Here is a 23847-nt window from a genome sequence, read left to right as displayed (position 1 = left end):
CGGCCGCGCGGCGCGGGCTCACCCCCCATGGCGCCACCGTCGGCCCTCGCGGGTCATCAGCGCGCCTGCCTCCGGCGGTCCCCACGTGCTGGCCTGGTAGAGCGGGATGGGCGCGGTGTCGCTCGCCCAGTACCGCAGCACCGGGTCGACGATGCGCCAGGAGCGGCCCACCTCGTCGGCGCGGATGAACAGGGTGGGGTCGCCGATCAGCGCGTCGAGGATGACCCGCTCGTAGGCGTCGATCGACTCCTGCTCGAAGCTCTCGTAGGAGAAGTCCATCGAGGCCTTCTGCACGCGGAAGGCGTGGCCGGGGACCTTGGCGCCGAAGCGCAGGCTCACCCCCTCGTCGGGCTGGACCCGCACGACCAGCGCGTCGGGTTCCAGGCCGTCGCCGGTGCCGGGGAACAGCGGCAGCTGCGGCGGCCGGCGGAACTGGATGGCGACCTCGGTGACCCGGGCGGGCAGCCGCTTGCCGGTGCGCACGAACACCGGCACGCCGGTCCAGCGCCAGTTGTCGATGTCCAGCCGCATGGCCACGAACGTCTCGGTGGAGCTCAGCGGGTCCACGCCGGGCTCCTCCCGGTACCCGGGCATCAGCTCCTCGCGGGTGCCGCCGCGGGTGTACTGGCCGCGGACGGTGTTGGCGGCGATCTGCGCCTCCTCGTCCAGCGGCCGCAGCGCGCGCAGCAGCTTGACCTTCTCGTCGCGGATCGCCTCGGCGTGGAAGGACGTCGGGGGCTCCATGAGGAACAGAGACAGCACCTGCAGCACGTGGTTCTGCACGATGTCGCGCATCGCCCCGGTCGTCTCGTAGAACCCGCCGCGGGAGCCGACCCCCAGGGTCTCGGCGACGGTGATCTGCACGTCGTCGACCCAGGTGCGGTTCCAGATCGGCTCGAACACCGAGTTGGCGAAGCGCAGCGCCAGCAGGTTCTGCACCGTCTCCTTGGCCAGGTAGTGGTCGATGCGGAAGATCTGCTCCTCGGTGAACGCCGTCGTCAGCTCGGTGTAGAGGTCGCGCGCGCTGGCCTCGTCCCAGCCGAACGGCTTCTCGATCACCGCCCGCACGAAACCCTCGCCGGCCGGCGTGCCGAGGCCCGCCTTGCCCAGGTTCACCGCGATCGGCCCGAACAGCCGCGGCGGGGTGGCGAAGTAGTACACCCGGCCGCCGGCGGTGCCGTGGCGCCGGTCGCAGTCGGCGAGCACCTCGGCGAGCCGGGAGTAGGTGCCCGGGTCGTCGTAGTCGCCGGCGACGTAGCGCGCCGAGGCGGTGAGCTCGGTCCAGCGCGGGTCGTCGGTGGCGGCGACGGTGGTCCGGCAGTAGTTGCCGAACTCCTCGTCGGTCATGGGCGTGCGGGCGACCCCGACGAGGGCGACCTCCGGGGGCAGCGCGCCGTAGGCGGCCAGCCGCTCCAGCGCGGGCAGCAGCTTGCGGGCGGTCAGGTCCCCCGACGCACCGAAGACCACCAGGACGGACGGGGGCGAGCGCCGGGCCAGGTCGGTCGCCGGCTGCGGTTCGGTCGGCATGTCGCGGTGCGCTCCTCGTGCGGTCACGGGCGGACGGCGGTCAGGACGGATGCTGCTCGCCCGGCCGCCCGCGCACCAGGTGCCCGGCGGACCGCCCCGGCCGGTCGGCGACCGCCCGGTCCCGGGGCGGGGCCGGGAGGCAGCGCCGCAGCCCGGCGCGGCCGTGGTGGATGCGGCTGCCGACGGCGCCGCGACCGATGCCGAGGGTGGCCGCGATCTCGTCGTAGGGCAGCCCCGCGACGTCGCGCAGGACGACGGGGACGCGGACCTCCGGCGGCAGCGCGTCCAGTGCCTCCTGCACCGGGAGTCCGGGGCCCGTCCCCGCGCCGGGCCGCGCCGGGGTGCCGGTCCGCTGCCGGCGCTCGACCAGGTCGAGGAACAGCCCCGTCGTGATCCGGTGCAGCGGCGCCTCCGGGCCGCCCGGCGCGGGGCCCGCCGGTGAGCGGAACACCTGCACGAAGGTCTCCCGGGTCAGGTCCGCGGCGTCCTGCGTGTCGCCGGAGAGCCGGTAGGCCAGCCGGTAGACCCGGGCGGAGTGGTCGTGCACCACCCGCTCCCAGGCGCCCGGCGTCGCCGGCCCGCGCCCGTCCGTGCCCGCCGCGTCGCTCACCACGCGGCCACGATGGGGGCCTCCGCGGCCGGTCGCGCCCGTGGGAGACCCTGGTCGAGTCGGATGACCGATGCCCCCGGCCGCGCGACTGCCTAGCGTTCCGGGCCCGGGAGAGCTCCGGCCGGCCCGTCCTCCCCGGCGGGCAGCTCCTGCTCCCGCTGTCCCGGGAGGAGGTGTCATGGCGGTCCCCCGCCGCGGGTCCACCGGACTGCGCCCACCGGCGCCGAGGCGCCCGGCCGGAGCGGATCCCCGGCGTCCGGGCCCCGAGGGTCGGGACCCCGCCGCGCGCGCCGTGCCACCCGCACGGCTGCGCACCGGTGCCGGGCGGTCCCCGCACGACCGCCTCGAGACGGGAGGCACGACCGTCGGCAGGTGGCCGGGCCTGGTCGGGCGCCGCGCCGAGTGCGACCGGCTCAGCGGCCTGGTGGCGGCCACCAAGGCCGGGCGCAGCCAGGTGTTGGTCCTGCGCGGCGAGGCCGGGATCGGCAAGACCGCGCTGCTGGACTTCCTCCTCCAGCGCTCGGCCGGGTGCCAGGTGGCCCGCGCGGCGGGCGTGGAGTCGGAGGTGGAGCTGGTCTTCGCCGGCCTGCACCAGCTGTGCGGTCCCCACCTCGACCGGCTCGCCTCGCTGCCCGCGCCGCAGCAGCAGGCCCTCGGCACCGCGTTCGGCCTGCGGGCGGGAACCGCACCCGACCGCTTCCTGGTGGGCCTGGCCGTGCTGACCCTGCTCTCCGAGGTGGCGGAGGAGCGGCCGCTGCTGTGCATCGTCGACGACGCCCAGTGGCTGGACCAGGCCTCGGCGCAGGTCCTGGAGTTCGTCGCCCGCCGGCTCGCCGCCGAGCCCGTCGCCCTGGTGTTCGCCGTCCGCCCGTCCGACCGCGAGCCGGTGCTGGCCGGGCTGCCGGAGCTCGTCGTCCGCGGGCTGGACAACACCGATGCGCGGGCGCTCGTGGACTCGGCGGTGACCGGCACCCTCGACCCCCGGGTGCGCGACCGCATCGTGGCCGAGGCCCGCGGCAACCCCCTCGCCCTGCTGGAGCTCCCGCAGGGGCGCACGCCCGCCGAGCTCGCGGGCGGCTTCGGGCTGCCCGACGCCACTCCGGTGGCCGGCCGGATCGAGGACGTCTTCCGGCGCCGGCTCGCGCCGCTGCCGGAGGTGACCCGCCGGCTGCTGCTCATCGCCGCCGCGGACCCGGTGGGCGACCCGGTCCCGGTCTGGCGCGCCGCCGGCCGGCTCGGCATCGGCGCCGAGGCGGTGACCCCCGCGACCGACGCGGGGCTGGTGGAGATCGACACCTCCGTCCGCTTCCGCCACCCCCTGGTGCGGTCCGCGGTCTACCGCGCGGCGTCCCCGGAGGAGCGCCGCACCGCCCACCGCGCGCTGGCGTCCTCGGTCGATCCCGGCACCGACCCCGACCGCCGCGCGTGGCACCGGGCGCAGGGGACGGCGGGCCTGGACGAGGACGTCGCCGAGGAGCTCGAGCGGGCGGCGAGCCGGGTGCGCGCCCGGGGCGGGCAGGCCGCCGCCGCGGTCTTCCTCGAACGGGCCGTGGCGCTGACCCCCGACCCCGCGCGGCGGGCCCGCCGGGCCCTGGCCGCGGCCTCCAGCGCCAACCTCGCCGGAGCTGCCGAGCGCGCGGTCGAGCTGCTCTCCACCGCACGGCTCGGTCCCCTGGACGAGCTGGACCGGGCCCGGGCGGAGCTGCTGGACGCCCAGATCACCTTCGCCGCGACCCGCGGCCGGGACGCTCCCCGGCTGCTGCTGTCCGCGGCCCGCCGGCTGGAGCCGCTGGACGCCATCCTCGCGCGCGCCACCTACCTCGACGCGTTCGCCGCGGCGGTGGCGGCCGGGCGGGAGGCCCGCGGCGGTGACCTGCGCGAGGTGGCCGACGCCGTCGTCACCGCCGGCTGGGGCCCCTCCCCCTCCGACCTGCCGCGGTCGTGCGCCCTGCTCCTCGACGGGCTCGCGCTGCTGCTCACCCGGGGCCACGGGGCCGGGATCCCGGTGCTGCGGCGGGCGCTGACCGCGATGCGGGAGGAGCCGCTCCCCGAGGACGACGCGCTGCGCTGGCTGTGGCTGGCCTGCCGGACGGCCCGTGCGCTTTTCGACGACACCAGCTGGGACGTGCTCTCCGAGCGCCAGGTCCGGGTCGCCCGCCGGACCGGCGCGCTGTCCCTGCTGCCCACGGCGCTCACCGAGCGGTTCAGCATGCAGCTGTTCGCCGGCAACCTCGCCGTCGCGACGTCCCTCGCCGGCGAGGCGGCCGCCGTCACCGAGGCGATCGGCAGCCGGGTCACCCCCTACGGTGCGGTCAGCCTGGCCACCTGGCGGGGCCGCGAGGCCGAGGCGCGGGCGCTGGTGGAGGCCAGCCGCGAGGACGTCGTGCGCCGGGGTGAGGGCCTGTGGCTGATCTCCGCGGACTGGACGCGGGCGGTGATGCTCCTCGGCCTGTGCCGGTACGACGAGGCGCTGACCGCCGCGGAGAGCGCGGCCGACCGGGCCGACGGGCTCGAGCTGTGGACCTGGGTGTGGCCGGAGGTCGTCGAGGCGGCGGTGCGCAGCGGCCGGGCCGGGCGGGCCACCGGACCCGCGTCCCGGTTCACCGCGTTCGCGCGGGCCAGCGGGACCGACTGGGCGCTCGGGGTGGACGCCCGATGCCGGGCCCTGCTCAGCAGCGGGGACGACGCCGAGGCGCTCCACCGGGAGGCGGTCGACCGGCTCGCCCGCACCAGCATCCGGGTGGCGCAGGCCCGCGCGCACCTGCTGTTCGGGGAGTGGCTGCGCCGCGAGGGCCGGCGGCGGGAGGCCCGCGACCACCTCCGCACCGCCCACCGGATGCTCGTCGACATGGGGATGGAGGCCTTCGCCGAGCGGGCCCGGCAGGAGCTGACCGGCACCGGGGAGACCGCGCGGCGGCGCGTCGTCGCGACCCTCGACGAGCTCACCCCGCAGGAGGCGCAGATCGCCCGGCTCGCCGCCGAGCGGCTGACCAACCCGGAGATCGGCACGCAGCTGTTCCTCAGCCCCCGCACCGTCGAGTGGCACCTGCGGAAGGTGTTCACCAAGCTCGGCGTCAGCTCGCGGCGGGAGCTGGTCGACGCGCTGGCCCGCGACGACGCCTGAGCGACCGGGCGGGTCCGGCCCTCAGCCGACCCGGGCCGCCGGCCGGGGAGCCCGCCGGTCCTCCGCGGAGAAGTGCGACCACTCGCCGGCCTCCCACGCCTCGCGCAACCCCGGCCGGCTCAGGTCCCAGTCCGGGCGGATCTCGGCGGTCGCGGCGCGCAGGTCGTGCCACAGGTCGCAGATCGAGGGCCGGCCCCAGAACCAGTGGCCGTTGTAGACCGAGTGCACGACCAGGCCCGGCTTGAGCACCAGGGTGTGCGGCACCATCGGGTCGTTGCCGGGGTCGGTGTAGTCCTGGATGTCCAGGTCGCGCTGCACGATCCGCCCGGGGTCGGACAGGAACGGCCACTGGGCGCCCACCGACGCCCGGAACTCCTGCGCGGTGTGGCGGTCGTCGGTGGTGACGGTGACGATCCGGGTGCGGGCCACCCCGATCCTCGACTGGAAGGCCGCCAGCTCCAGGTGCTGCTGGTGGTCCTCCGGGCAGTGGTGGCCGCGGGCCAGGACCAGCACCATCGGGTCGCGGTCCTGCAACTCGCCGAGCGTGCGCTCGACGCCCGTGTGGTCGGGGAGCGAGTAGTCGGGGAAGACCCCGCCCGGCGCGATGTCGGAACGCATCGGATGCCCCTCTCGTCCGGCCCCGGGGTCCTCGACCGCCGACGGTCGCTCCTCCCCGGTCGGCTCCCGCCCGACGCTGCCGCTCCCCGCTCGCGGTCGCGCCAGGCACAGTCCCTGGTCCCGGGCCCGCCGGCTCCTCCTCCCGCCGGCCCCGGGGCCGGACCAGTGACTCTCCCTGGTCCGACGCGGAGGCCGGCGGACCAGCCTGGTGCGACCGGCACCGGTCGGCGCCGGGTCCGGCGAGCGTGAGGGAGCACCCCGTGGACATGAAGCTCGAGGCCGTCGTCATCGGCGTCTCCGACGTCGACCGGGCCAAGCAGTTCTACAAGGACCTCGGCTGGCGGGAGGACGCCGACTTCCTCGTCGACGAGGGCTTCCGGATCATCCAGATGACGCCGCCCGGCTCCCCCTGCTCCATCCACTTCGGCATCGGCCTGCAGCCCACGGCACCCGGCGCGGGCGGCGGGATGTTCCTCGCGGTCACCGACATCGAGGCCGCCCGCGCGGAGCTGATCGAGAACGGCGCGGACGTCAGCGAGGTCTTCCACGACGCCGGCGGCGGCCTGGCCGTCCGCGGCGACCCCACCACGCACGCCCCCGGGCCCGACCCCGAGCGCCGCAGCTACGCGTCCTACGCCACCTTCGCCGACCCCGACGGCAACCGGTACGTGCTGCAGGAGCTCACCACCCGCCTGCCCGGCCGCTGACCACCGACACCGACACCGACACCGAGACCGAGGAGGACGACGTGGACGAGATGGACGTCCCGACGCTGGCCGGCCTGCTGCGCGAGGCCGAGGAGCACCACGGGCAGTACGAGCCGGTGGGGCCGCCGCACCACTGGGCCGACTGGTACGCCGGCTACATCGTGGCCCGCCGGCAGGGGCGCACCGCCGAGGAGGCCGTCGCCGACGCCACCCTCGTCATCGAGGGCGCCCCGCACTGACCGGCGCCCGGAGGCGGCCCCGTGGACGGCGATCCCGTGAACGGCGATCCCGTGGACGGCGATCCCGTGGACGGCGATCCCGTGGACGGCGATCCCCGGCGGCACGACCCCGCCGGCGACGGCGCGACCCGCACGGCGGCCGGCCCGCCGCACGGCGGGCTCGTCGCGCTGCGCAGCGGGCCGGGCGCCGCGCTGGTCGCCGCGACCGTGCTCGCGTCGATGGTCGCCTTCCTCGACGCCGCCGTCGTCAACGTCGCGGTGCCGGCCATCGAGGCCGACCTGCGGGCGAGCGTGTCCGGCGTGCAGTGGGTGGTGGCCGGCTACCTGCTGACCGCCGCGGCGCTGCTGCTGCCCGCCGGCGCCCTCATCGACGCCCTCGGCCGGCGGCGGGCGCTGCTCGTCGGTCTGGTCGTGATGCTCGTCGCCTCGGTGCTGTGCGCGGTCGCCCCGACCACCGCCACCCTGGTCACGGCCCGGCTGGTCCAGGGCGCCGGCGCCGCCCTGGTGGTGCCCAGCGCCCTCGCCCTGCTCAACGGGACCCTCCTGGTCGCCGACCGCGCGCGGGGCATCGGCGTCTGGGCGGGCCTGGCGACCCTCGGCATGACCCTGGGCCCCTACGCCGGCGGCTGGCTGGTCGACACCACGTCCTGGCGGTACCTGTTCCTGCTCAACGTCCCGCTCGTCCTCGCCGCGGTCTGGGTGCTGCGGCACGTCCCCGAGACCGGCGGGGCCCGGCGGCCGCTGTCGCTGGACGTCGCCGGCGCGGTGCTGTCGGTCGCCGGGTTCGGCGGCGTCGTCTTCGCCCTCATGGCCGGGCCGGTGGCCGGCTGGCTGAGCCCGCGGGTCCTGCTCACCGGGATCGGCGGCGTCCTGTGCCTCGCCGCGCTGGTGCCCGTCGAGCGCCGGCAGCGCAGCCCGATGCTGCGCCTGTCGCTGTTCACCTTCCGCCAGTTCGACGCCATCAACGTCGCCACGGTGCTGCTCTACGGCGCGCTCGCCGCCGCCGCGTACCTGCTGGTCCTGCAGGTCCAGCTCCAGCTCGGCTACAGCGCCGCCGAGGCCGGTGCCGTGCTGATCCCGGAGGCCGCGGTCTTCCTCGTGCTCTCCCCGGTCGTCGGCGGGCTGGTCGGCCGGGTCGGGCCGCGCCGGCTGATGGTCGCCGGCATCCTCGTCATCGCCGGCTCCTTCCTCGTGCTCTCGACCGTCGACGCCGGCGACCGCTGGGTCGAGGGCCTCCTCCCCGGCGCGCTGCTGTGGGGCGTGGGCCTGGCGCTCACGGTCGCCCCGCTGACCTCGGCCGTGCTCGCCGCCGTGAGCGACGACGACCTCGGCGAGGCCTCCGCGGTCAACGACGCGGCGGCGCGGGTGGGCGCGCTGCTGCTGGTCGCCCTCGTGCCCGTCCTGGTCGGCACCGGCGACGGCGAGCTGGGACCGGCGCTGGCCGACGGCTACCGGCCGGCCATGCTCGTGATGACCGGGCTGGCCCTCGCGGCCGCCGCCGTCACCGCGCTGTTCGCCTCCGACCGGCCCACCCCCGCGCCGATGCCCGCGCCCGCGCCGATGCCGGTCCCCTCGACGGTGCGGCCGGTGCCCGCCCAGACGGCCGGCCGACGGTGACCCGTCGGTCTCCCCCACCCGCAGCGACGACACCCGAGGAGCGGTCATGGACTACGACGTCATCGTGCTGGGCGGCGGGGCTCCCGGTGAGCACTGCGCCGCGCGCCTCGCCGACGGCGGCCTGCGGGTCGCCATCGTGGAACGCGAGCGGCTCGGCGGGGAGTGCTCCTACTGGGCGTGCATCCCGTCGAAGACCCTGCTCCGGCCCGGCGAGGCGGTGGCCGCGGCCCGGCGGGCACCCGGCGCGGCGCAGGCGGTGACCGGCCCGGTGGACACCGCGGCCGCCTTCGGCTGGCGGGACTTCATGGTCAGCGACTACGACGACGCCGGCGCCGTGAAGTGGGCCGAGGGCGAGGGCATCGACGTCATCCGCGGCCACGGCCGCCTCGCCGGCCACGGCCGGGTGCAGGTCGACAGGACCGTCCACACCGCCCGGCACGTCGTGGTGGCCACCGGCTCGGACCCCTTCGTGCCCCCCGTCCCCGGCCTGCGCGAGCTGCCCGGCTCCTGGACCAGCCGCGAGGCGACGAGCATGACCGAGGTCCCCCGGCACCTGCTGGTCCTCGGCGGCGGCCCGGTCGGCGTGGAGATGGCGCAGGCGGTGACCCGGCTGGGCGGCTCGGCGTCGATCGTCGAGGGCATGGACCACCTGCTCGCCCGCGAGCCCCGGGCGCTGGGGACCGCGCTGGGCACGGCGCTGGCGGCCGAGGGCGTGGGCCTGCACCTGGGCCGGATGGCGTCGGCGGCCCGGTACGAGGACGGCGAGTTCGTGCTCGAGTTCCCCGACGGCGAGCCGCTGCGCGGCGACCGGCTGCTCGTGGCCACCGGCCGCCGTCCCCGGGTGCACGACATCGGCCTGGAGACCGTCGGCCTCGAGGAGCTCCGCCTCGACGCCCGGCTGTGCGCGCGCGAGGGGCTGTGGGCCGTCGGCGACGTGATGACCCCCTGGCCGCTGACCCACGTCGGCAAGTACCAGGCGCGCGTGGTGGCGTCGAACATCCTCGGCCGGCCGCGCGCCGTGGACTACTCCGCCGTCCCTCGGGTGACCTACACCGACCCCGAGGCCGCCGCCGTCGGGGACGCCGACGGCCCGGTCACGGCCACCGTGCCGCTGTCGCAGGTGGCGCGGACGGCGACCTACACCCGCTCCTACGACACCGAGCCCGGCTTCCTCACCCTCGTCTCCGACGGCACGCACCTGACCGGGGCGTACGCCCTGGGCCCCGGCTCCGGCGAGTGGCTGCAGCAGGCCACCCTCGCCATCCGGGCCCGCGTGCCGCTGGAGGTGCTCGAGGACGTGATCCAGCCGTTCCCGACCTTCTCCGAGGCGTTCCTGCACGCCCTGCTCGAGCTGCGCGGCGCGGCCCGCGCGTGACGGTCATCTGACCGATGCTGTCCCGCCCGGTGCCGTCCAGGGTGGGACCCCGGACGAGAGGGGGCTGCCATGTCACTGGTGTCCCGGGGGTTCGGCCGCAGGCGGTCGGCCACCACGGACGACCGCCTGCCACCCGGCCAGTACGACACCGGCAGCCGGTTCCCGGTGCTGTCGGCCGGCCCCACGCCGCGGACGCCGGTGGCGCGGTGGGACTTCTCCGTGCGGGGCGAGGTGGAGACCCCGCGCACCTGGACCTGGGAGGAGTTCCGGGCGCTGCCGCGCGAGGCGATCTCGGTCGACATCCACTGCGTCACCAAGTGGTCGAAGTTCGACACCCGGTGGGAGGGCGTCGCGGTCGACACCCTGCTGGCCGACGCCGGCGCCCGCGCGTCGTACCTCGTCGCGTTCTGCGACGGCGGGTACACCACCAACCTGCCCCTCGACGACGTGACCGGCGGCCGGGCCTGGGTGGTCGACACCTACAACGGGGAGCCCCTCGCCCCCGAGCACGGCGGCCCGGCGCGGCTGCTGGTCCCCCACCTGTACTTCTGGAAGAGCGCCAAGTGGGTCCGCGGGCTCACGCTGACCCGGGTGAACGAGCCCGGCTTCTGGGAGACCTTCGGCTACCACGACCGCGGTGACCCGTGGCTCGAGCAGCGGTACAGCGGCGACTGACCTGGCTGCAGGCCAGGCTCGCCGACAGCCGGCCCGAGAGCACCCGGGTCCGGCGGCTGGTGTTCGCCGTGGACGGCTGGACCGGGCACCTGCCCGGCCAGCACGTGGACGTGCGGCTGACGGCCGAGGACGGCTACCGCGCCCAGCGCAGCTACTCGATCGCCTCCCCGCCCGAGGACCCGCAGCTGCACCTGCTCGTCGAGAACCTCGAGGGCGGTGAGGTGTCGCCCTACCTCACCGCCGAGATGCAGTCCGGGGACGCCCTGGAGCTCCGCGGCCCGATCGGCGGCTACTTCGTCTGGTCCGCGGACGCCGACCGCGCCACGCCGGCCGAGCGCCGTCGCCCGGTGCAGCTCGTCGCCGGCGGTGCCGGGGTCTCGCCGTTCCTCGCGATGCTCGACCACGCCCGCCGGGCCGGCAGCCCCACCCCCGTCCGGCTGCTGTACTCCGCCCGCACCGCCGACGACGTCCTGGGCACCGGCCTGCTCGGGCCCGAGGCGACGGTCACCCTCACCCGCGGTGCGCCGGCCGACTGGCCGGGTCCGACCGGCCGCATCGACGCCCCCCTGCTGCGCGAGCGGACCTACCCGCCCGCCGAGCGGCCGCGGGTGTTCGTGTGCGGTCCCACCGTGTTCGTCGAGACCGTCGCCGCCACGCTGGTCGACCTCGGCCACGAGCCGTCGAGCATCCGGCTCGAGCGCTTCGGTGGCACCCCGGGCCCGGAGTGACCGTCCCCGACGCCACGAGGAGAGCCATGCCGCCCACAGCCGCCCCCACCGTGGGGGCCGCGATGCGCCCGCCGGTCACGACGGTCGAGCAGGGGGCGCACCTGGCCGCGGCCGCCTACCTGATGAAGCGGTCGGGCGACACCGCGCTCGTCGTCACCCGGGCCGACGACGCCGCCGTCCCGATCGGGATCGTCACCGACGCGGACGTGAGCCAGGCGGTGGCCGACGGCCGGGACCCGGAGCAGGTGCGGGTCGGCGACGTGGTGTCCGGCCCCCCGGTCACGGTCACGTCGGACACCCCCGTCGACGACGCCGTCCGCGCGATGGTCGACCACCGGATGCAGCACCTGCTGGTGCTCGACGGCGGGAAGCTGGTCGGCATCGTCGACACCCTCGACCTGTGCCGGGTCTCCCTGGCGGCGGGCACGCCGGCGGTGCCCGGCACGGCCTGACCGCCCGGGCAACCGCCCCCGGGGCGCGGGGTCAGCCGCCGGGCGGGGCCGACAGCAGCCGCACGCCGCTCATCTCCAGACGGCGGCCACCGTCGTCGGACGCGCAGCGCATGACCACCTGCATGCAGCCCGGGCAGCGGACCACCATGGCGGGGGTGTCGGCGTAGACCAGGTGTGCGCCCAGCGCCGCCCGGCTGCCGCAGTGCGCGCAGGTGACCATCGCGGTGGTGGGGTCCATGGTCATCATCTCGGTCAGCACGCCGGCCGCCGCGTTGCCGTCCAGCCGGCGGTCGGGCTCGTCCGTTGGTTCGCTCATCGCACGACCTCCCTCTCCCGGACCGGCCGGTCCGGGTGTCCTCACGTCCGGGTCCCGGGGACGGCGCCGGTCGCCTGCAGCGGCTCCTCCGCCCGGCCGTCGCCGTGGAAGCGGAGGATCGCCGCCAGCGTCTCCGCCGGCCGCTCCTCCGCCATGAAGTGACCGCTGTCGAGCGCCTCGCCGGTGACGTCGTCGGCCCACTCCCGCCAGACCGCCAGCGTGTCGTACCAGGACGCGAGGGCACCCCGGCCGGCCCACAGCACCTGCAGCGGGCAGGTGATCCGCCGCCCGGCGGCCCGGTCGGCCTCGTCGTCGGCGCGGTCACAGGTGGCACCGGCCCGGTAGTCCTCGCAGATGGCGTGCACCACGGCGGGGTCCCGCACGCAGCGGGCGTAGTCGGCCACCGCCTCCGTGGCGAACCCGCGGATGGCGCCGCCGAACTCGGCGTCGAAGAAGAAGAACTCCGGATCCGGCGCGATCAGCCGCTCGGGGATCGGCTCGGGCAGGGCGAGGAAGGCCCAGTGCCAGTAGCCGAGGGCCATCCGCGCGTCGGCGCGGGCCCACACCTCGGCGGTGGGGACGACGTCCATGACGGTCACCCGGCGCACCGCGTCCGGGGAGTCGAGCGCCATGCGGTAGGCCGCCCGGCCGCCCCGGTCGTGCCCGACGACGTCGAAGCGGTCGAAGCCGAGCTGCCGCATCAGGCGCACGCCGTCGTCGGCCATCGCCCGCTTGCCGAGGGTCTCGTGTCCGGGGACGGTCGGGGGGCGGGAGCTGTCCCCGTAGCCGCGCAGGTCGGGCGCCACGACGGTGAACCGCTCGGCCAGCGCCCCGGCGATGCCGCCCCACATCAGGTGCGTCTCCGGATAACCGTGCAGGAGCAGCAGGGGCGGTCCCGAGCCGCCCGACCGGACCCGGAGCGTCACCTCCCCCACCGGGAGGCGGGCCTGCGCGAAGCCGTCGAAACCGTCCCCGCGAGCTGCTCCCGCGGGTGGCGCTGGAGGGGACATCGGAACTCCGTGCGGTCGGTCGGGGCACGGTGGAGGTCGTGCGAGTCTGCGTGGTCCGGCGGGGCGCGGGCATCGGTCATGTGACTCGGGGCCCGGGCCGCCCCCGGTGCCTCAGCCGGGCTGCGGCTCGACCCGCTCGAGGGACTGCACGTGCGCGTCCTGCACCCGCAGGATCGCCGAGTTGCCGCGGAACAGGACGGTCCAGCCGTCCTCGCGCTCGACGGTCACGCCCTCGAAGGTCTCGCGCACGACCTGCTCGCCGTCGCCGTAGACCATCCGGTAGGTCGGCATCCCCGGTCCCTCTGTCGTCGACCCCCGGCTCGGCGGTCCCTCGGCCCCCACCGTGGCCGCCCGGCGTGGCCGGGGCATCGGTCATGCGACTGCCGCGGGGCCCGGTGGGGTCCCCCGGGCGGCCTGACCAGGGCAGGATCCCCGTGTCGTCGCCCGCGCCCGACCCACCCGCCCCGGGAGCCCGCCGTGCGTGCCACCGAATCGCTGCGTGACCGCAAGCGTCGGGAGACCCGCGGGCGGCTGGAGCGGACGGCGCTGCGGCTGTTCGCCGAGCGCGGCTTCGACCGGGTGACCGTCGAGGACGTCTGCCGCGAGGCGCAGGTCGCCCCGGCGACCTTCTACCGGCACTTCCGCACCAAGGAGGAGGTCGTCTTCGCCTACGAGACGGGCTTCGAGGTGGCCCTGGACGCCGCCGTCGCGTCCGTGCGCGGGCAGGCCGCGGGTCCCGGGCAGCTGCTGGCGGTCCTGCAGGGCTTCGCCGACCACCTGCAGTCGCAGCTGCCGTCGCTGGCGCTGCGCGACCGCATCGTCCTCGGCCACGAGGGCCTGATGCGTCACACGCTGGCCGTCCAGCGCGACGTCGAGACCCGGCTCGCGCAGGGCCTGGCGGGGCTGCGGGGTCTGGCCGAGCCCGACGACACCGCGCTCGCCGAGGCGGCCGTCGGCCTGGTGGTGCTCCGCCTGGCGGTGCGGTCGTGGCGGAGCGGGTGCGGCGACCACCTGCCCACGGCCACCGGGACGGCGTTCGCGCTGGTGCGCCGGGTGCTGGCGGACACGGTCTGCGGCGATGCGGGGTGCGGCGACGGCTGGTGACCCGCGGGTCAGCCGCCGCCCGGCCCGGCCGCCGGCTGCGGGACGCGGGCCAGCGCGTCGCGCAGCGCCGCCCGCGAGGAGATGCCGAGCTTGGGGAAGACCCGGTAGAGGTGCGCGCTCACCGTCCGCGGGGACAGGTAGAGCTGCGCGCCGATCTGCTTGTTGGTCAGGCCCGACGCCGCCAGCAGCGAGATCTCGTGCTCCTGGGGGGTGAGCTCCACCGGGGCGGTCCGGCCCGCCGGCGACCGGGACACCCCCGTCGCACGCAGCTCGTGCTCGGCCCGGGCGGCCCACGGACGGGCGCCGAGCCGGGTGAACGCCTCCTGCGCGGCGGCCAGGTGCAGCCGGGCGGCGCCGGTCGCCCGCTCCCGGCGCAGGTGCTCGCCGTAGGCCAGCCGCACGCGGGCGTGCTCGAAGGGGTGCGCGTCGGCACCGGGCACCGCGAGCGCCTCCTCGAAGGACGCGGCGGCGCGGTCGGCCGGGGCGGCGAGAGCGTCCGACCCGGCCGCCAGCAGGGCCAGCCGCGGGCGCAGCGGGACGACCTCGAGCTCCCGCAGCGCCGCCACGTGCGCGGTGGCCTCGTCGCGCCGGCCGGTGCGGACGGCGGCCTCGACCAGCTCCAGCGGCATCCACAGGGCCACCGGGACGTGCGGCGCCACCACGCCCGGCGGGCTGACGGTCGCGGCCTGCCGGTACGCCTCCTCGACGTCGCCCTCGCCGAGGGCCGCCAGGGCGCGGGCGCGGTGGGCCAGGTGCTCCACCGCGCGCACCCCGCGGGGCCCGGCCCAGGCCACGACCTGCCCGGCCAGCGTGCGGGCCGTCGCGCCGTCGCCCTCGGCCGCCGCCAGCAGGGCCAGGCAGCAGGTGGCGGGCAGGCTCAGCAGCCGGTAGCCCAGGGTCTCGCCGAGCGCGACGGCCTCCTCGGCCGTCCGCCGGGCCTCCTCCCACCGTCCCGCGCCGTAGGCGTCCTGGCACAGCAGGACCAGTGCGTTGACCGCGGAGGCGACCGCGCCGCCCTCGCGCCCGTCCCACACCACCCGCCACAGCGCCTGCCGGCAGTCCTCGAGCCGGTCGAGGTAGAAGCCGGCCACCGCGATCCGCACGATCTGCGCGGGGTCCTGCTCCGCGTCGATGCCGGCGAGGACCTCGTCGAGCCGCGCCAGGTCCGCGGCGGTGGCCCGGGCGGGGGCGCCGAAGGTGGACCGGGACACCGACAGGACCGGGCCGAGCCGGTGCTCCAACCGGGCGGCCACCGCGTCGAGGGCCTGCCACCGCTCGGGCCGGCCGCTGAAGTGGCAGACGACCAGCAGGCTGTACAGCGCCTCGTGCAGGTCGCCGCCGCCGGCCGGACCCCGCAGGGCGGCGTCGATGGCGCGGACCAGCCCGCGGTGGGCGCTGTCGACGTCGCCGTTGCCGATGGAGAGGTGGTAGGCCGCGGCCGTCGCCGTCTGCAGCGTCGCCCCGCCGTCGGGGTCGGCCTGCCGGGCCCGCAGCAGCAGGTGCGGGACGTCGCGCAGCTCGCCGGCCACGTCCGCGCCCAGGTAGGCGGCGCGGGCCAGCCGGCGGGCCCGGTCGGGGCCACGCGGGCTGAGGTCGGCGGCCCGCAGCAGCGCGGTCACCGCCCGCGCGCCGTGGCCGGAGCGCAGGGCGCGGTGCGCGGCCTCGTCGAGCAGGTCCGCCGCCTGGCCGTCCGAGCCGACGGCCGCCTCGGCCAGGTGCCAGGCCCGGCGGTCGGGCTGGTCGGTGAGGACCTCGGCGAGCACGAGGTGGGCGCGGTGGCGCTCGGCGGTGGTCGCGAGCCCGACCGCCGCGGAGGCGACCAGCGGGTGCCGCAGGGAGACCCGCTGGGTGTCGACGTCGACGTGCAGCAGCCGCGCCTGCTCGGCCGGCGCCAGGACGTCGAGCCAGTCCTCGCCGGGGGACGCCGCGCCGAGGACCCCGAGGTCGCCGGTCCCGTCGAGGGCGGCGAGCAGCAGCAGGCGCCGGGTGGCCGGCGGCAGGTCGCCCACCCGGTCGGCGAACAGCGCCCGCAGCCGGGAGCCGAGCGGGAGGAAGGAGGGCAGCGCGTCGAGGCCCGCCCGTTGCCGGTGGCTGAGCGCGGCCGGCAGCTCGAGGAGGGCGAGGGGGTTGCCCTGCGCGGCGGCCACGACCCGCCGGCGGACCCGGGGGGCGGTGCCCGGGTGCCGGCCGGTCACCAGCTCCTCGGCCGGCCCGTCCGCGAGCGGCCGGACCCGGTGCCCGGGCAGGCCCGACAGCGGGGACGGGAGGTCACCGTCCGGCCGGGAGGCGGCGAGCAGGCCGATGCGGGCGCCGGGCAGCCGGCGGGCCACGAACCCCAGCACCCGGGCGCTGTCCCCGTCGAGCCACTGCAGGTCGTCGACCACCACCAGCACCGGCCCGCCGGCGGCGACCGCGCGCAGCAGGCTGAGGACAGCGGTGGAGACCACCAGGCGGTCGGCGCCCGGGCCGGCCCGGTAGCCGAGACTGGTGGCGAGGGCGTCGCGGTGCAGCTCGGACAGGGCGGTGCCCTCGTCGAGCACCGGCACCAGGAGCTGGCTGAGGCCGGCGAAGCCCACCTCCGCCTCGGACTCCGCGCCCGCCGCGGACAGCACCCGGGTCCCGGAGGCGGCGGCGGCCCGCGCGGCGCCGTCGAGCAGGGCGGTCTTGCCGACGCCGGGGTCACCGGTGAGCACCAGGGCGGCACCCGACCGGGCCGCCCGCTCCCGGAACGAGGCCAGCAGGGCGACCTCCCCGGACCGGCCGACCAGTCCGCCGGCCGGGGATCCCGAGTCGCCGTCCTCCACCGTGTCCCCCTCGTGTCGGAGCCGCCGACCCCACCTGGTGGAGGGGCCGACCGGCTCGCTGGGTCCCGTGGCGGCGAGAGGGTCTCTCGTCAGTTGCACGCGCGACAACCGCCTCGCGCCCCCGGGAGGCCCCGCCCCACGACACGCCCGTGGACCTCCGTCGCCGCGACGGGGCGTGCGCGCTCAGTCAGATGACCGATGCAGGACGGCTATGCCGGACCGGATGCTCGCGCCGACCACGGCGCGAGCGGGAGGAGGCCGGCATGACCGGCAGCTACGGCACCGACGGGGTCTACGACCCCGACGGCACCGACCCGGAGCAGGACTCCGGCGTCCTCGACGCCAGGGACACCCTGGAGGACCTCGACGGCGTCGAGGACGTCCTGGACACCGGGTGGTCCCCGGCCGAGCGGCCGTGGGGGGTCGACGAGTGGGGGACGACCGAGCGGGAGGAGTCGGCCGGGGAGGGCCTGAGCGGCCGGCTGGCCCGCGAGCTGCCCGACACCGACCGCCTGGAGTCCGGGCGCGTCGAGGGCGACGGCCTCGGCGACACCACCGACACCGACGGGGAGCTCCTCGACGACGAGGTGGGCGAGCGGCGGGCCGGCCGGCTGGTCGAGGACGACGGCGAGTGGGACGACGAGGAGCCCGAGCTGTACGCCGTCGACGCCGGCATCGACTCGGCCGCCGCCTCCGCGGAGGAGGCGGCCGTGCACGTCGTCCCCGACCGGGACGACCGGTCCTGACCGGGCATGGACACCACCGCGCCCGCCCCCGTCGCCGGACCCGCGGTCGAGGGCTGGCCGGCCCTGCCCGTCGCCGCCTGGCAGGACACCCGCGACACCCTCCACCTGTGGACGCAGGTCGTGGGCAAGGTCCGGCTGGCCCTCGCGCCGGCGGTCAACCACTGGTGGCAGGTGCCTCTCTACGTGACCGCCCGCGGCCTGACCACCTCGCTGGTGCCGCACCCCGGCGGGCTGGGGCTGGAGGTGGTCCTCGACCTGACCGACCACCGGCTGCTGGTGCACACCACGAACGGGGCCACCCGCGCGATGGCGCTCGAGCCGCGCAGCGTGGCCGACTTCCACGCCGAGTTCCGGGCCCACCTGCGCGAGCTGGGCGTGGACGCGCCGATCGGCCGGACGCCGGTCGAGCTGCCCGAGGCGATCCCGTTCGACGAGGACCACGAGCACGCCAGCTACGACGCCGCCGCCGTCCACCGGTTCTGGACCTCGCTGGTGAGCGCCCACCGGGTGATGAGCGTCTTCCGCGGCCGCTGGCGCGGGAAGGCCAGCCCGGTGCACTTCTTCTGGGGCGCGTTCGACCTCGCCACGACCCGCTTCTCCGGCCGGGCCGCGCCGCGGCACCCCGGCGGCGTGCCGAACTGCCCGGACCGGGTCATGGTCGAGGCCTACAGCGAGGAGGTCTCCAGCTGCGGCTACTGGCCCGGCGGCGCCGCCGAGGGGGCGTTCTACGCCTACGCCTACCCCGAGCCCCCGGGGTACCGGGAGGCCGCCGTCGAGCCGGCTCCGGCGACCTATGACGCGGACCTCGGCGAGTGGCTGCTCCCCTACGCCGACGTCCGGGCCGCGGCCGACCCCGACGCGCACCTGCTGCGGTTCCTCACCTCGACCCACGACGCCGCGGCGGCCACCGGGCACTGGCCCGCGCCCGTCGGCGCCCCGGCGCAGCCCGAGGGGTGAGGCGGGGCCGATCCCCTTGTCGGGGCCGGGCGGGACGGCGGACCCTCGGTCGCGTTCTCCCCCGCCCGACGGAGGCCGCCATGTGCCGCACCGTGCCCCGCGTCCGGCCGCACCGGCCGGCCGGCCCGTCCGTCCCCGCCCCGGTGGTGCGGCGGCCCCGGGCCGCCGCCGGCCGCTGACCGGGAGCGCCGGGTCGTGGAGTCCCGCGAGACGCTCCCGGTGCCGGTCCCGGAACCGCGGGGGCAGGCCGACCGCCCCGCGGACCCCGGCGACCGGACCGGAGCCGGCGGTGCGCGGCACGGGCGGCGCCGGGTCCGCAGGCGGGCCCGCCGGCCCCCGTTCCGCTACACGCTGCCCGGTGCGGTGGGCGCCCTGGTCTTCCTCTGCCTGTCGCTCACCCCGTCGCTGCTGCCGCGGACGGGGCTGACCCAGGGCCTGATCAGCGGCATCACCGCCGCCTTCGGCTACGGCATCGGGGTCGCGGCCGCCGCCGCCTGGCGCGCCCTCGTCGACCGGGACGCGCGCCGCCCCCGCCCACGCTCGTGGCTGGTCCTGGCCGGGATGGGGCTCGTCTCGTTCGTCGTGGCCACCGTGTACGGCCGCTACTGGCAGGCCCGCATCCGGGAGCTGATGGACGCGCCCGCGGACAGCGCCCTGTCGGTGGTCGTCGTGCCGGCGGTCGCCGGCGTGGTCTTCGTCGTGCTCGTCGCCCTCGCGCGGGCGGTCCGGCACGCCGGCACGTGGACCGCCCGCCTGCTCGACCGGTGGATCGGCGCCCGGGCCGCCCGGCTGCTCGGCTGGGCCGTCGTCCTGACCGGTGTGGTGCTCGTGCTCAACGGCGTCGTGGTCGACCGGCTGGTCGCGGCCGCCGACCGGGCCTTCTCCCTCCGCAACGACCGGACCGACGAGGGGGTGACCCGGCCCGGGACACCGGAGCGCTCGGGCGGGCCCGGGTCGCTGGTCAGCTGGGAGTCCCTCGGCCGGGAGGGCCGGACGTTCGTGGGGTCCGGGCCGTCGGCCGACGACGTCGCCGCGTTCACCGGGGCCCCGGCCGCCTCGCCGGTCCGCGCCTACGCCGGGCTCGACTCGGCCCCGACCGCCGAGCAGCGCGCCCGCCTCGCCGTCGACGACCTGGTCCGGGCCGGCGGGCTGGACCGCGCGGTCCTCCTCGTCGTCACCACGACCGGGTCGGGCTGGATCGACCCGGGCGCGGTGGACTCGCTCGAGTACCTGGCCGGCGGGGACACCGCCGCGGTGGCGATCCAGTACTCCTACCTGCCGTCGGTCCTGTCCTACCTGGTCGACAGCGACCGCGCCCGCGAGGCCGGCCGGGAGCTCTTCGACGCGGTGTACGAGCGGTGGTCGCGGCTGCCGCTGGAGGCCCGGCCGCGCCTGGTCGTGGCCGGCGAGAGCCTGGGGTCCTACGGCGCCGAGACGGCGTTCAGCGGGGAGTACGACCTGCGCAACCGGACCGGCGGGGCGGTCTTCGCCGGCCCGCCGGAGTTCAACCTCCTCTACCGGGAGTTCGTCGACGACCGGGACGAGGACTCCCCCGAGATCGAGCCGGAGTACCGGGACGGCCGCACGGTCCGCTTCACCGACGACCCCGCCGGGGAGGTCGCGCCCACCGGCGAGCCGTGGGACGGCTCCCGCGTGCTCTACCTGCTGCACCCGTCCGACCCCGTCGTGTGGTGGACCCCCGAGCTGCTCTACGCCCGCCCGAGCTGGCTGGAGGAGCACCGCGGCGACGACGTCGTCGACGCGGTGCGGTGGATCCCGTTCGTGACGTTCTGGCAGGTGACGGCCGACCTCCCGGGCGCCGGCAACGTGCCCGACGGGCACGGGCACGTCTACCGGACCCAGTACGTCGACGCGTGGGCGCGCGTGCTGCAGCCGCCGGAGTGGACCGCCGAGCGGGCCGAGCAGCTGCGCGAGCTCGTGGCGGCCGACCGGTGAGGCACCCGCCGCGCCGGCACTGGCGCCGTACCGCCGCCGTCACGTCGCTCGCCGCGGCGGTCTGGGTGCTGCTGCTGCTCGTCCAGGCGGCGGTGGACGACTTCCCGCGGGGGGTGCTCCTGCTCGGCTGCGGTGCGCTGGTCGCCGCGGGCGCGTGGGAGGGGGTGCTCCGCCGCGGCTGGGGGCGGGTCGCCGGCCTCGCCGTCGCCGGCGCCGCCCTGGCCGGCGGCGCCCTGCTGCTGGCCGACGAGGGCTACCGGAGCACCCTGCTGCTGCTCGCGCTCGGCACCGTCGTCTGGCACGGGGCGGCCCGCTCGGCCTTCCGGCCCGCCGTCGCCCTGCCGCCCGCCGAGCGCCCGCGGCAGCCGGTCGTCGTGGTCAACCCCCGGTCGGGGGACGGCCGGGCGGCGCGGACCGGCCTGGCCGACGCCGCCCGGGAACGGGGCATCACGGTGCTCGAGCTGGGGCCGGGTGAGGACCTCACGGCCCTGGTCCGGAGCGCGGTCGACGCGGGTGCCGACGCCGTGGGCATGGCCGGCGGTGACGGCTCGCAGGCGGTGGTGGCCGCGCTCGCCGCCGATGCCGACCTGCCCTACGCGTGCATCCCGGCGGGGACGCGCAACCACTTCGCCGTCGACCTCGGCGTGGACCGGTCCGACGTCGTGGGCGCGCTCGACGCCCTCGTCGACGGCGACGAGCGGGTGGTCGACCTCGCCGAGGTCAACGGCCGGGTCTTCGTCAACAACGTCTCGCTGGGGGTGTACGCGGAGGCGGTGCAGAGCCACGGCTACCGGGCGGCGAAGGTGCGGACCCTGCTCGGCACCATGCCCCGCTCGCTGGGCGTGGACGGCGGGTCGGCGGACCTGACCTGGCCCACCCCCGGCGGCCGCACCATGCGCGGCGCGGCGGTCATCCTGGTCGGCAACAACCAGTACCGGCTGGGCGGCGCCGCCGGCGCGGGCACCCGGCCGGCGGTCGACCAGGGCGTCCTCGGGGTGACGGTGGTCGACCCGCCCGTCCGCCGGGCAGGGCCGCGGCGCCGCCCCCTGCGGCAGTGGTCGACCCCCGAGTTCCGCGTCGAGGCGACGCTGCCGGTGCCGGTGGGCATCGACGGGGAGGCCGCCGTGCTCGAGCCGCCCCTGGTCTTCCGGTCGCGGCCGGCCGCCCTCCGGGTGCGCATCGCCGGCCACCACCCCGGCGCCTCCCCGTCGGCGATCGAGCCGGTGGGTGCGCTGCCGGCGCTCCGGGCCCTCGCCCGCATCGCCGCCGGGCGGGACCCCCGGCAGCTGCCGCCCCGGGTGCCGTCGGCGGCACGGCAACCGGCCCGCTGACGAGGCTCGTCCCGGGGGTCCGTCGTCCGCGGCGTCCCGGGTCGACGGGCACCTGCCAATCGGCCGCGGAGACGGATCTGCCTGGCTTCTGCCTCGAGCCCGTCCACGGCCCGCGGCAGTCGCGGCGCCGTGCCCTCTCGTGAGCACGGCTCGGTCGGCGGTGTGGAGCCCCGTCCGGACCGAGCGTTACTCGCTCCTCGGGCCGCTGACCTGCTCTTTTCCACCCGTTCCTCTTGCGCCATCCCGTCTTCGAACGTATGATCGATTCTGTGACAGGAGTCCTGGCGGTCGACGAGCCCCTGGTGGGATGGGCGTCGGGGCCGCTGGGGGCGGTGCAGGCCGCCGACCGGGAGATCGCCCGGCAGACCGCGCTCCGGGCGCGGGCGGTGGCCGCGTTCGCCGCATCCCGGCCTTTCTCCGTCGACCGGCAGCAAGGCGAGCGCGGGGCGATGGCCGCCGACCGCTGGGCCGCCCGTCCTGACCTGCTCCGGCCGGTGAGCGAGTGGGCCACCGACGAGCTGGCGGTCGCGCTGGCGCTGTCGGCCCAGGCGGCGCAGGCGCTGCTGGAGCGGTCGCTGACCCTGGTGCACCGGCTGCCGGGCACGCTGGCCGCGCTGGAGGCCGGGGCGCTGCACGTCGGGCACCTGGGCCCGCTGCTGGACAAGGTCGCCCCGATCACCGACGCCGCGTTGCGCGCGGCCATCGAGCGGGAGCTGCTCGCGTGGGCCGCCGGGCGGCACACCACCCCGGGGCAGCTGGGCGACAAGGCCCGCCGGGAGCTGCTCAAGCACACCGCCCGCACCGCCGCCGATGACCTGCTGCGCGCGGTGCGCAAGCGCGGGGTGTCGGCCGGTCCGGACCGGGTCGAGGGGATGAGCGTGGTCTCGGCGCTGCTGACCACCCCGGAGGCGGCCGCGCTGCTCGCCGCGCTGGGTGCCTGTGCCGACGCGCTGCCCGCCGACGGCCGCAGCCGGGGGCAGAAGATGGCCGACTGCCTGCTGGACCTGGTGCTCCGCCCGGGCGAGTCCGGGCTGCCGCCGGTGCAGGTGACCCTGACCGTGGTCGCTCCGGTCGGCGCGCTGCTGGGCGGGGACCAGCCGTGTGAGGTCGACGGGCAGGTGGTGCCCGCCGAGCTGGTCCGGGCGCTGCTGGCCGCCCTCACCGGCCAGCGGGCCGACGCCAGTGACACCGACACCGCCGCGGCCGACACCACCGCGGCCGATGGCGAGGCGACCGACACCACCGCGGCCGACGCCGAGTCCGCCCAGGCTGCGTCGGAGGGCGCCGAGGCGAGCAACCCGGAGGCGGCCTCCGGCGGGGGTGACTTCCTGGGCTGGGAGGCGCGACAGCAGGCCGAGCTGGAGGCCTGGTGGGCCCAGATGGAACGCCGCGTGCTGGCCGGCGAGTTCGATCCCGATCCCGACGACACGGTGCCCGACGCCGTCCTGCTCCGGTGGCTCGACCAGGACGGCCCACCGCCTGAGGAGTCACCGCCCGACCAGGCACCGCCGCCGGATGCACCGGCCGACAAGCGGCCCTCCGCCCACCGCGGTGATCCCGGCGATGGCTGGTGGGCGCGCGCCGACCGCGCCGTCGACCACGCGAGCACCGCACTGCTCGGGCTCGAGCGCGCCCTCGGCCACGCCCGCCGCACGGTGGCCACCGCGCAACGCGCCGACGACGCCGACGAGGCGGCCTGGGCGGCCGGTCCCGCCGGCCGGGTCACCGCCGCAAGCGACGTCCTCACCCAGCTGGCTGCGGCCACCGACACCGCCCGCGCCGACCTCGCCGCCCTGCTCGCCGCCACCGCCGGGGGCGGGCTGACCGACCGGCCCCGGATCGCGCTCACCGACGCGGCCGGCGGTGCGCTGCTGGCCCTCACCGACCTGCCCGCCCTGCACCGCGCCGCCCGCACCGGCACCGGGCTCGGCGCCCCTGCCGCCGCCGCCGG

21 protein-coding genes are annotated in these 23847 nt (G+C 77.3%); 14 read left to right on the top strand and 7 right to left on the bottom strand.

Going from position 1 to position 23847, the window contains the following annotated elements; all coding sequences use genetic code 11:
• Positions 1–18: 18 nt before the first annotated feature.
• The gene (gene zwf / locus ACI79V_RS11830; protein WP_456889433.1) at positions 19–1527 is read right to left on the bottom strand and encodes a glucose-6-phosphate dehydrogenase; all 1509 of its coding nucleotides are present in this window, start codon (positions 1525–1527) and stop codon (positions 19–21) included.
• A gap of 40 nt (positions 1528–1567) precedes the next feature.
• A complete protein-coding gene (locus ACI79V_RS11825; protein WP_456889432.1) occupies positions 1568–2140 on the bottom strand; it encodes a sigma factor-like helix-turn-helix DNA-binding protein in 573 nt (190 codons plus the stop codon).
• A 289-nt stretch (positions 2141–2429) separates the two neighbouring features.
• Between ACI79V_RS11825 and ACI79V_RS11820 the strand changes: the two genes are divergently transcribed.
• Positions 2430–5261: a helix-turn-helix transcriptional regulator gene (locus tag ACI79V_RS11820; RefSeq protein ID WP_456889430.1), complete on the top strand. Its 2832-nt coding sequence runs from the start codon at positions 2430–2432 to the stop codon at positions 5259–5261.
• Between the two features lie 21 nt (positions 5262–5282).
• Here ACI79V_RS11820 and ACI79V_RS11815 read toward each other — a convergent pair whose 3' ends face one another.
• Positions 5283–5879, bottom strand: coding sequence for a redoxin domain-containing protein (locus tag ACI79V_RS11815; protein WP_456874704.1), 597 nt, complete (start codon positions 5877–5879; stop codon positions 5283–5285).
• A gap of 266 nt (positions 5880–6145) precedes the next feature.
• Between ACI79V_RS11815 and ACI79V_RS11810 the strand changes: the two genes are divergently transcribed.
• From ACI79V_RS11810 to ACI79V_RS11780, 7 genes are all read left to right on the top strand, one after another.
• Positions 6146–6586, top strand: coding sequence for a VOC family protein (locus tag ACI79V_RS11810; protein WP_456889594.1), 441 nt, complete (start codon positions 6146–6148; stop codon positions 6584–6586).
• Between the two features lie 41 nt (positions 6587–6627).
• The gene (locus tag ACI79V_RS11805) at positions 6628–6825 is read left to right on the top strand and encodes a hypothetical protein (protein ID WP_456889428.1); all 198 of its coding nucleotides are present in this window, start codon (positions 6628–6630) and stop codon (positions 6823–6825) included.
• A 21-nt stretch (positions 6826–6846) separates the two neighbouring features.
• Positions 6847–8442 carry an MFS transporter gene (locus ACI79V_RS11800; protein ID WP_456889426.1) on the top strand — a complete coding sequence of 532 codons (1596 nt, stop codon included), beginning with the start codon at positions 6847–6849 and terminating at the stop codon, positions 8440–8442.
• 46 nt (positions 8443–8488) lie between these two features.
• Positions 8489–9817, top strand: a complete 1329-nt coding sequence (locus ACI79V_RS11795; protein ID WP_456889424.1) for a dihydrolipoyl dehydrogenase family protein — start codon at positions 8489–8491, stop codon at positions 9815–9817.
• A 69-nt stretch (positions 9818–9886) separates the two neighbouring features.
• Positions 9887–10492: a sulfite oxidase-like oxidoreductase gene (locus ACI79V_RS11790; RefSeq protein ID WP_456889422.1), complete on the top strand. Its 606-nt coding sequence runs from the start codon at positions 9887–9889 to the stop codon at positions 10490–10492.
• Positions 10462–11220 carry an FAD-binding oxidoreductase gene (locus ACI79V_RS11785; protein WP_456889420.1) on the top strand — a complete coding sequence of 253 codons (759 nt, stop codon included), beginning with the start codon at positions 10462–10464 and terminating at the stop codon, positions 11218–11220. The genes ACI79V_RS11790 and ACI79V_RS11785 overlap by 31 nt, the downstream gene beginning before the upstream one ends.
• 26 nt (positions 11221–11246) lie before the next feature.
• A complete protein-coding gene (locus ACI79V_RS11780; protein WP_456889418.1) occupies positions 11247–11672 on the top strand; it encodes a CBS domain-containing protein in 426 nt (141 codons plus the stop codon).
• 31 nt (positions 11673–11703) lie between these two features.
• Here ACI79V_RS11780 and ACI79V_RS11775 read toward each other — a convergent pair whose 3' ends face one another.
• The 3 genes from ACI79V_RS11775 to ACI79V_RS11765 form a co-directional block, all read right to left on the bottom strand.
• Complete coding sequence (locus ACI79V_RS11775) at positions 11704–11988, bottom strand: DUF6510 family protein (protein ID WP_456874711.1); 285 nt, start codon at positions 11986–11988, stop codon at positions 11704–11706.
• Positions 11989–12029: 41 nt separating this feature from the next.
• The gene (locus ACI79V_RS11770) at positions 12030–12914 is read right to left on the bottom strand and encodes an alpha/beta fold hydrolase (protein WP_456889416.1); all 885 of its coding nucleotides are present in this window, start codon (positions 12912–12914) and stop codon (positions 12030–12032) included.
• A 195-nt stretch (positions 12915–13109) separates the two neighbouring features.
• On the bottom strand, positions 13110–13289 hold the full coding sequence (locus ACI79V_RS11765) for a hypothetical protein (protein WP_456874713.1): 180 nt from the start codon (positions 13287–13289) through the stop codon (positions 13110–13112).
• A gap of 186 nt (positions 13290–13475) precedes the next feature.
• Between ACI79V_RS11765 and ACI79V_RS11760 the strand changes: the two genes are divergently transcribed.
• A complete protein-coding gene (locus ACI79V_RS11760; RefSeq protein WP_456889414.1) occupies positions 13476–14102 on the top strand; it encodes a TetR/AcrR family transcriptional regulator in 627 nt (208 codons plus the stop codon).
• Between the two features lie 8 nt (positions 14103–14110).
• Here the strand turns inward: ACI79V_RS11760 and ACI79V_RS11755 are convergent, their stop codons facing one another.
• The gene (locus ACI79V_RS11755; protein ID WP_456889412.1) at positions 14111–16906 is read right to left on the bottom strand and encodes an AAA family ATPase; all 2796 of its coding nucleotides are present in this window, start codon (positions 16904–16906) and stop codon (positions 14111–14113) included.
• 263 nt (positions 16907–17169) lie between these two features.
• Between ACI79V_RS11755 and ACI79V_RS11750 the strand changes: the two genes are divergently transcribed.
• The 5 genes from ACI79V_RS11750 to ACI79V_RS11730 form a co-directional block, all read left to right on the top strand.
• Positions 17170–17652, top strand: a complete 483-nt coding sequence (locus ACI79V_RS11750) for a DUF5709 domain-containing protein (protein WP_456889410.1) — start codon at positions 17170–17172, stop codon at positions 17650–17652.
• Between the two features lie 6 nt (positions 17653–17658).
• Positions 17659–18609, top strand: a complete 951-nt coding sequence (locus ACI79V_RS11745) for a DUF5996 family protein (RefSeq protein ID WP_456889408.1) — start codon at positions 17659–17661, stop codon at positions 18607–18609.
• 195 nt (positions 18610–18804) lie between these two features.
• Complete coding sequence (locus tag ACI79V_RS11740; RefSeq protein ID WP_456889406.1) at positions 18805–20565, top strand: alpha/beta hydrolase; 1761 nt, start codon at positions 18805–18807, stop codon at positions 20563–20565.
• A complete protein-coding gene (locus ACI79V_RS11735) occupies positions 20562–21896 on the top strand; it encodes a diacylglycerol/lipid kinase family protein (RefSeq protein WP_456889404.1) in 1335 nt (444 codons plus the stop codon). The genes ACI79V_RS11740 and ACI79V_RS11735 overlap by 4 nt, the downstream gene beginning before the upstream one ends.
• 269 nt (positions 21897–22165) lie before the next feature.
• The coding region (locus tag ACI79V_RS11730) for a DUF222 domain-containing protein (protein ID WP_456889403.1) at positions 22166–23847 on the top strand (1682 nt) is incomplete at its 3' end.

The organism is Geodermatophilus sp. SYSU D00700, assembly GCF_054050255.1.
The sequence above is the reverse complement of the archived record's forward strand: the minus strand, read 5'-3'. Positions and strand labels throughout refer to the sequence as shown.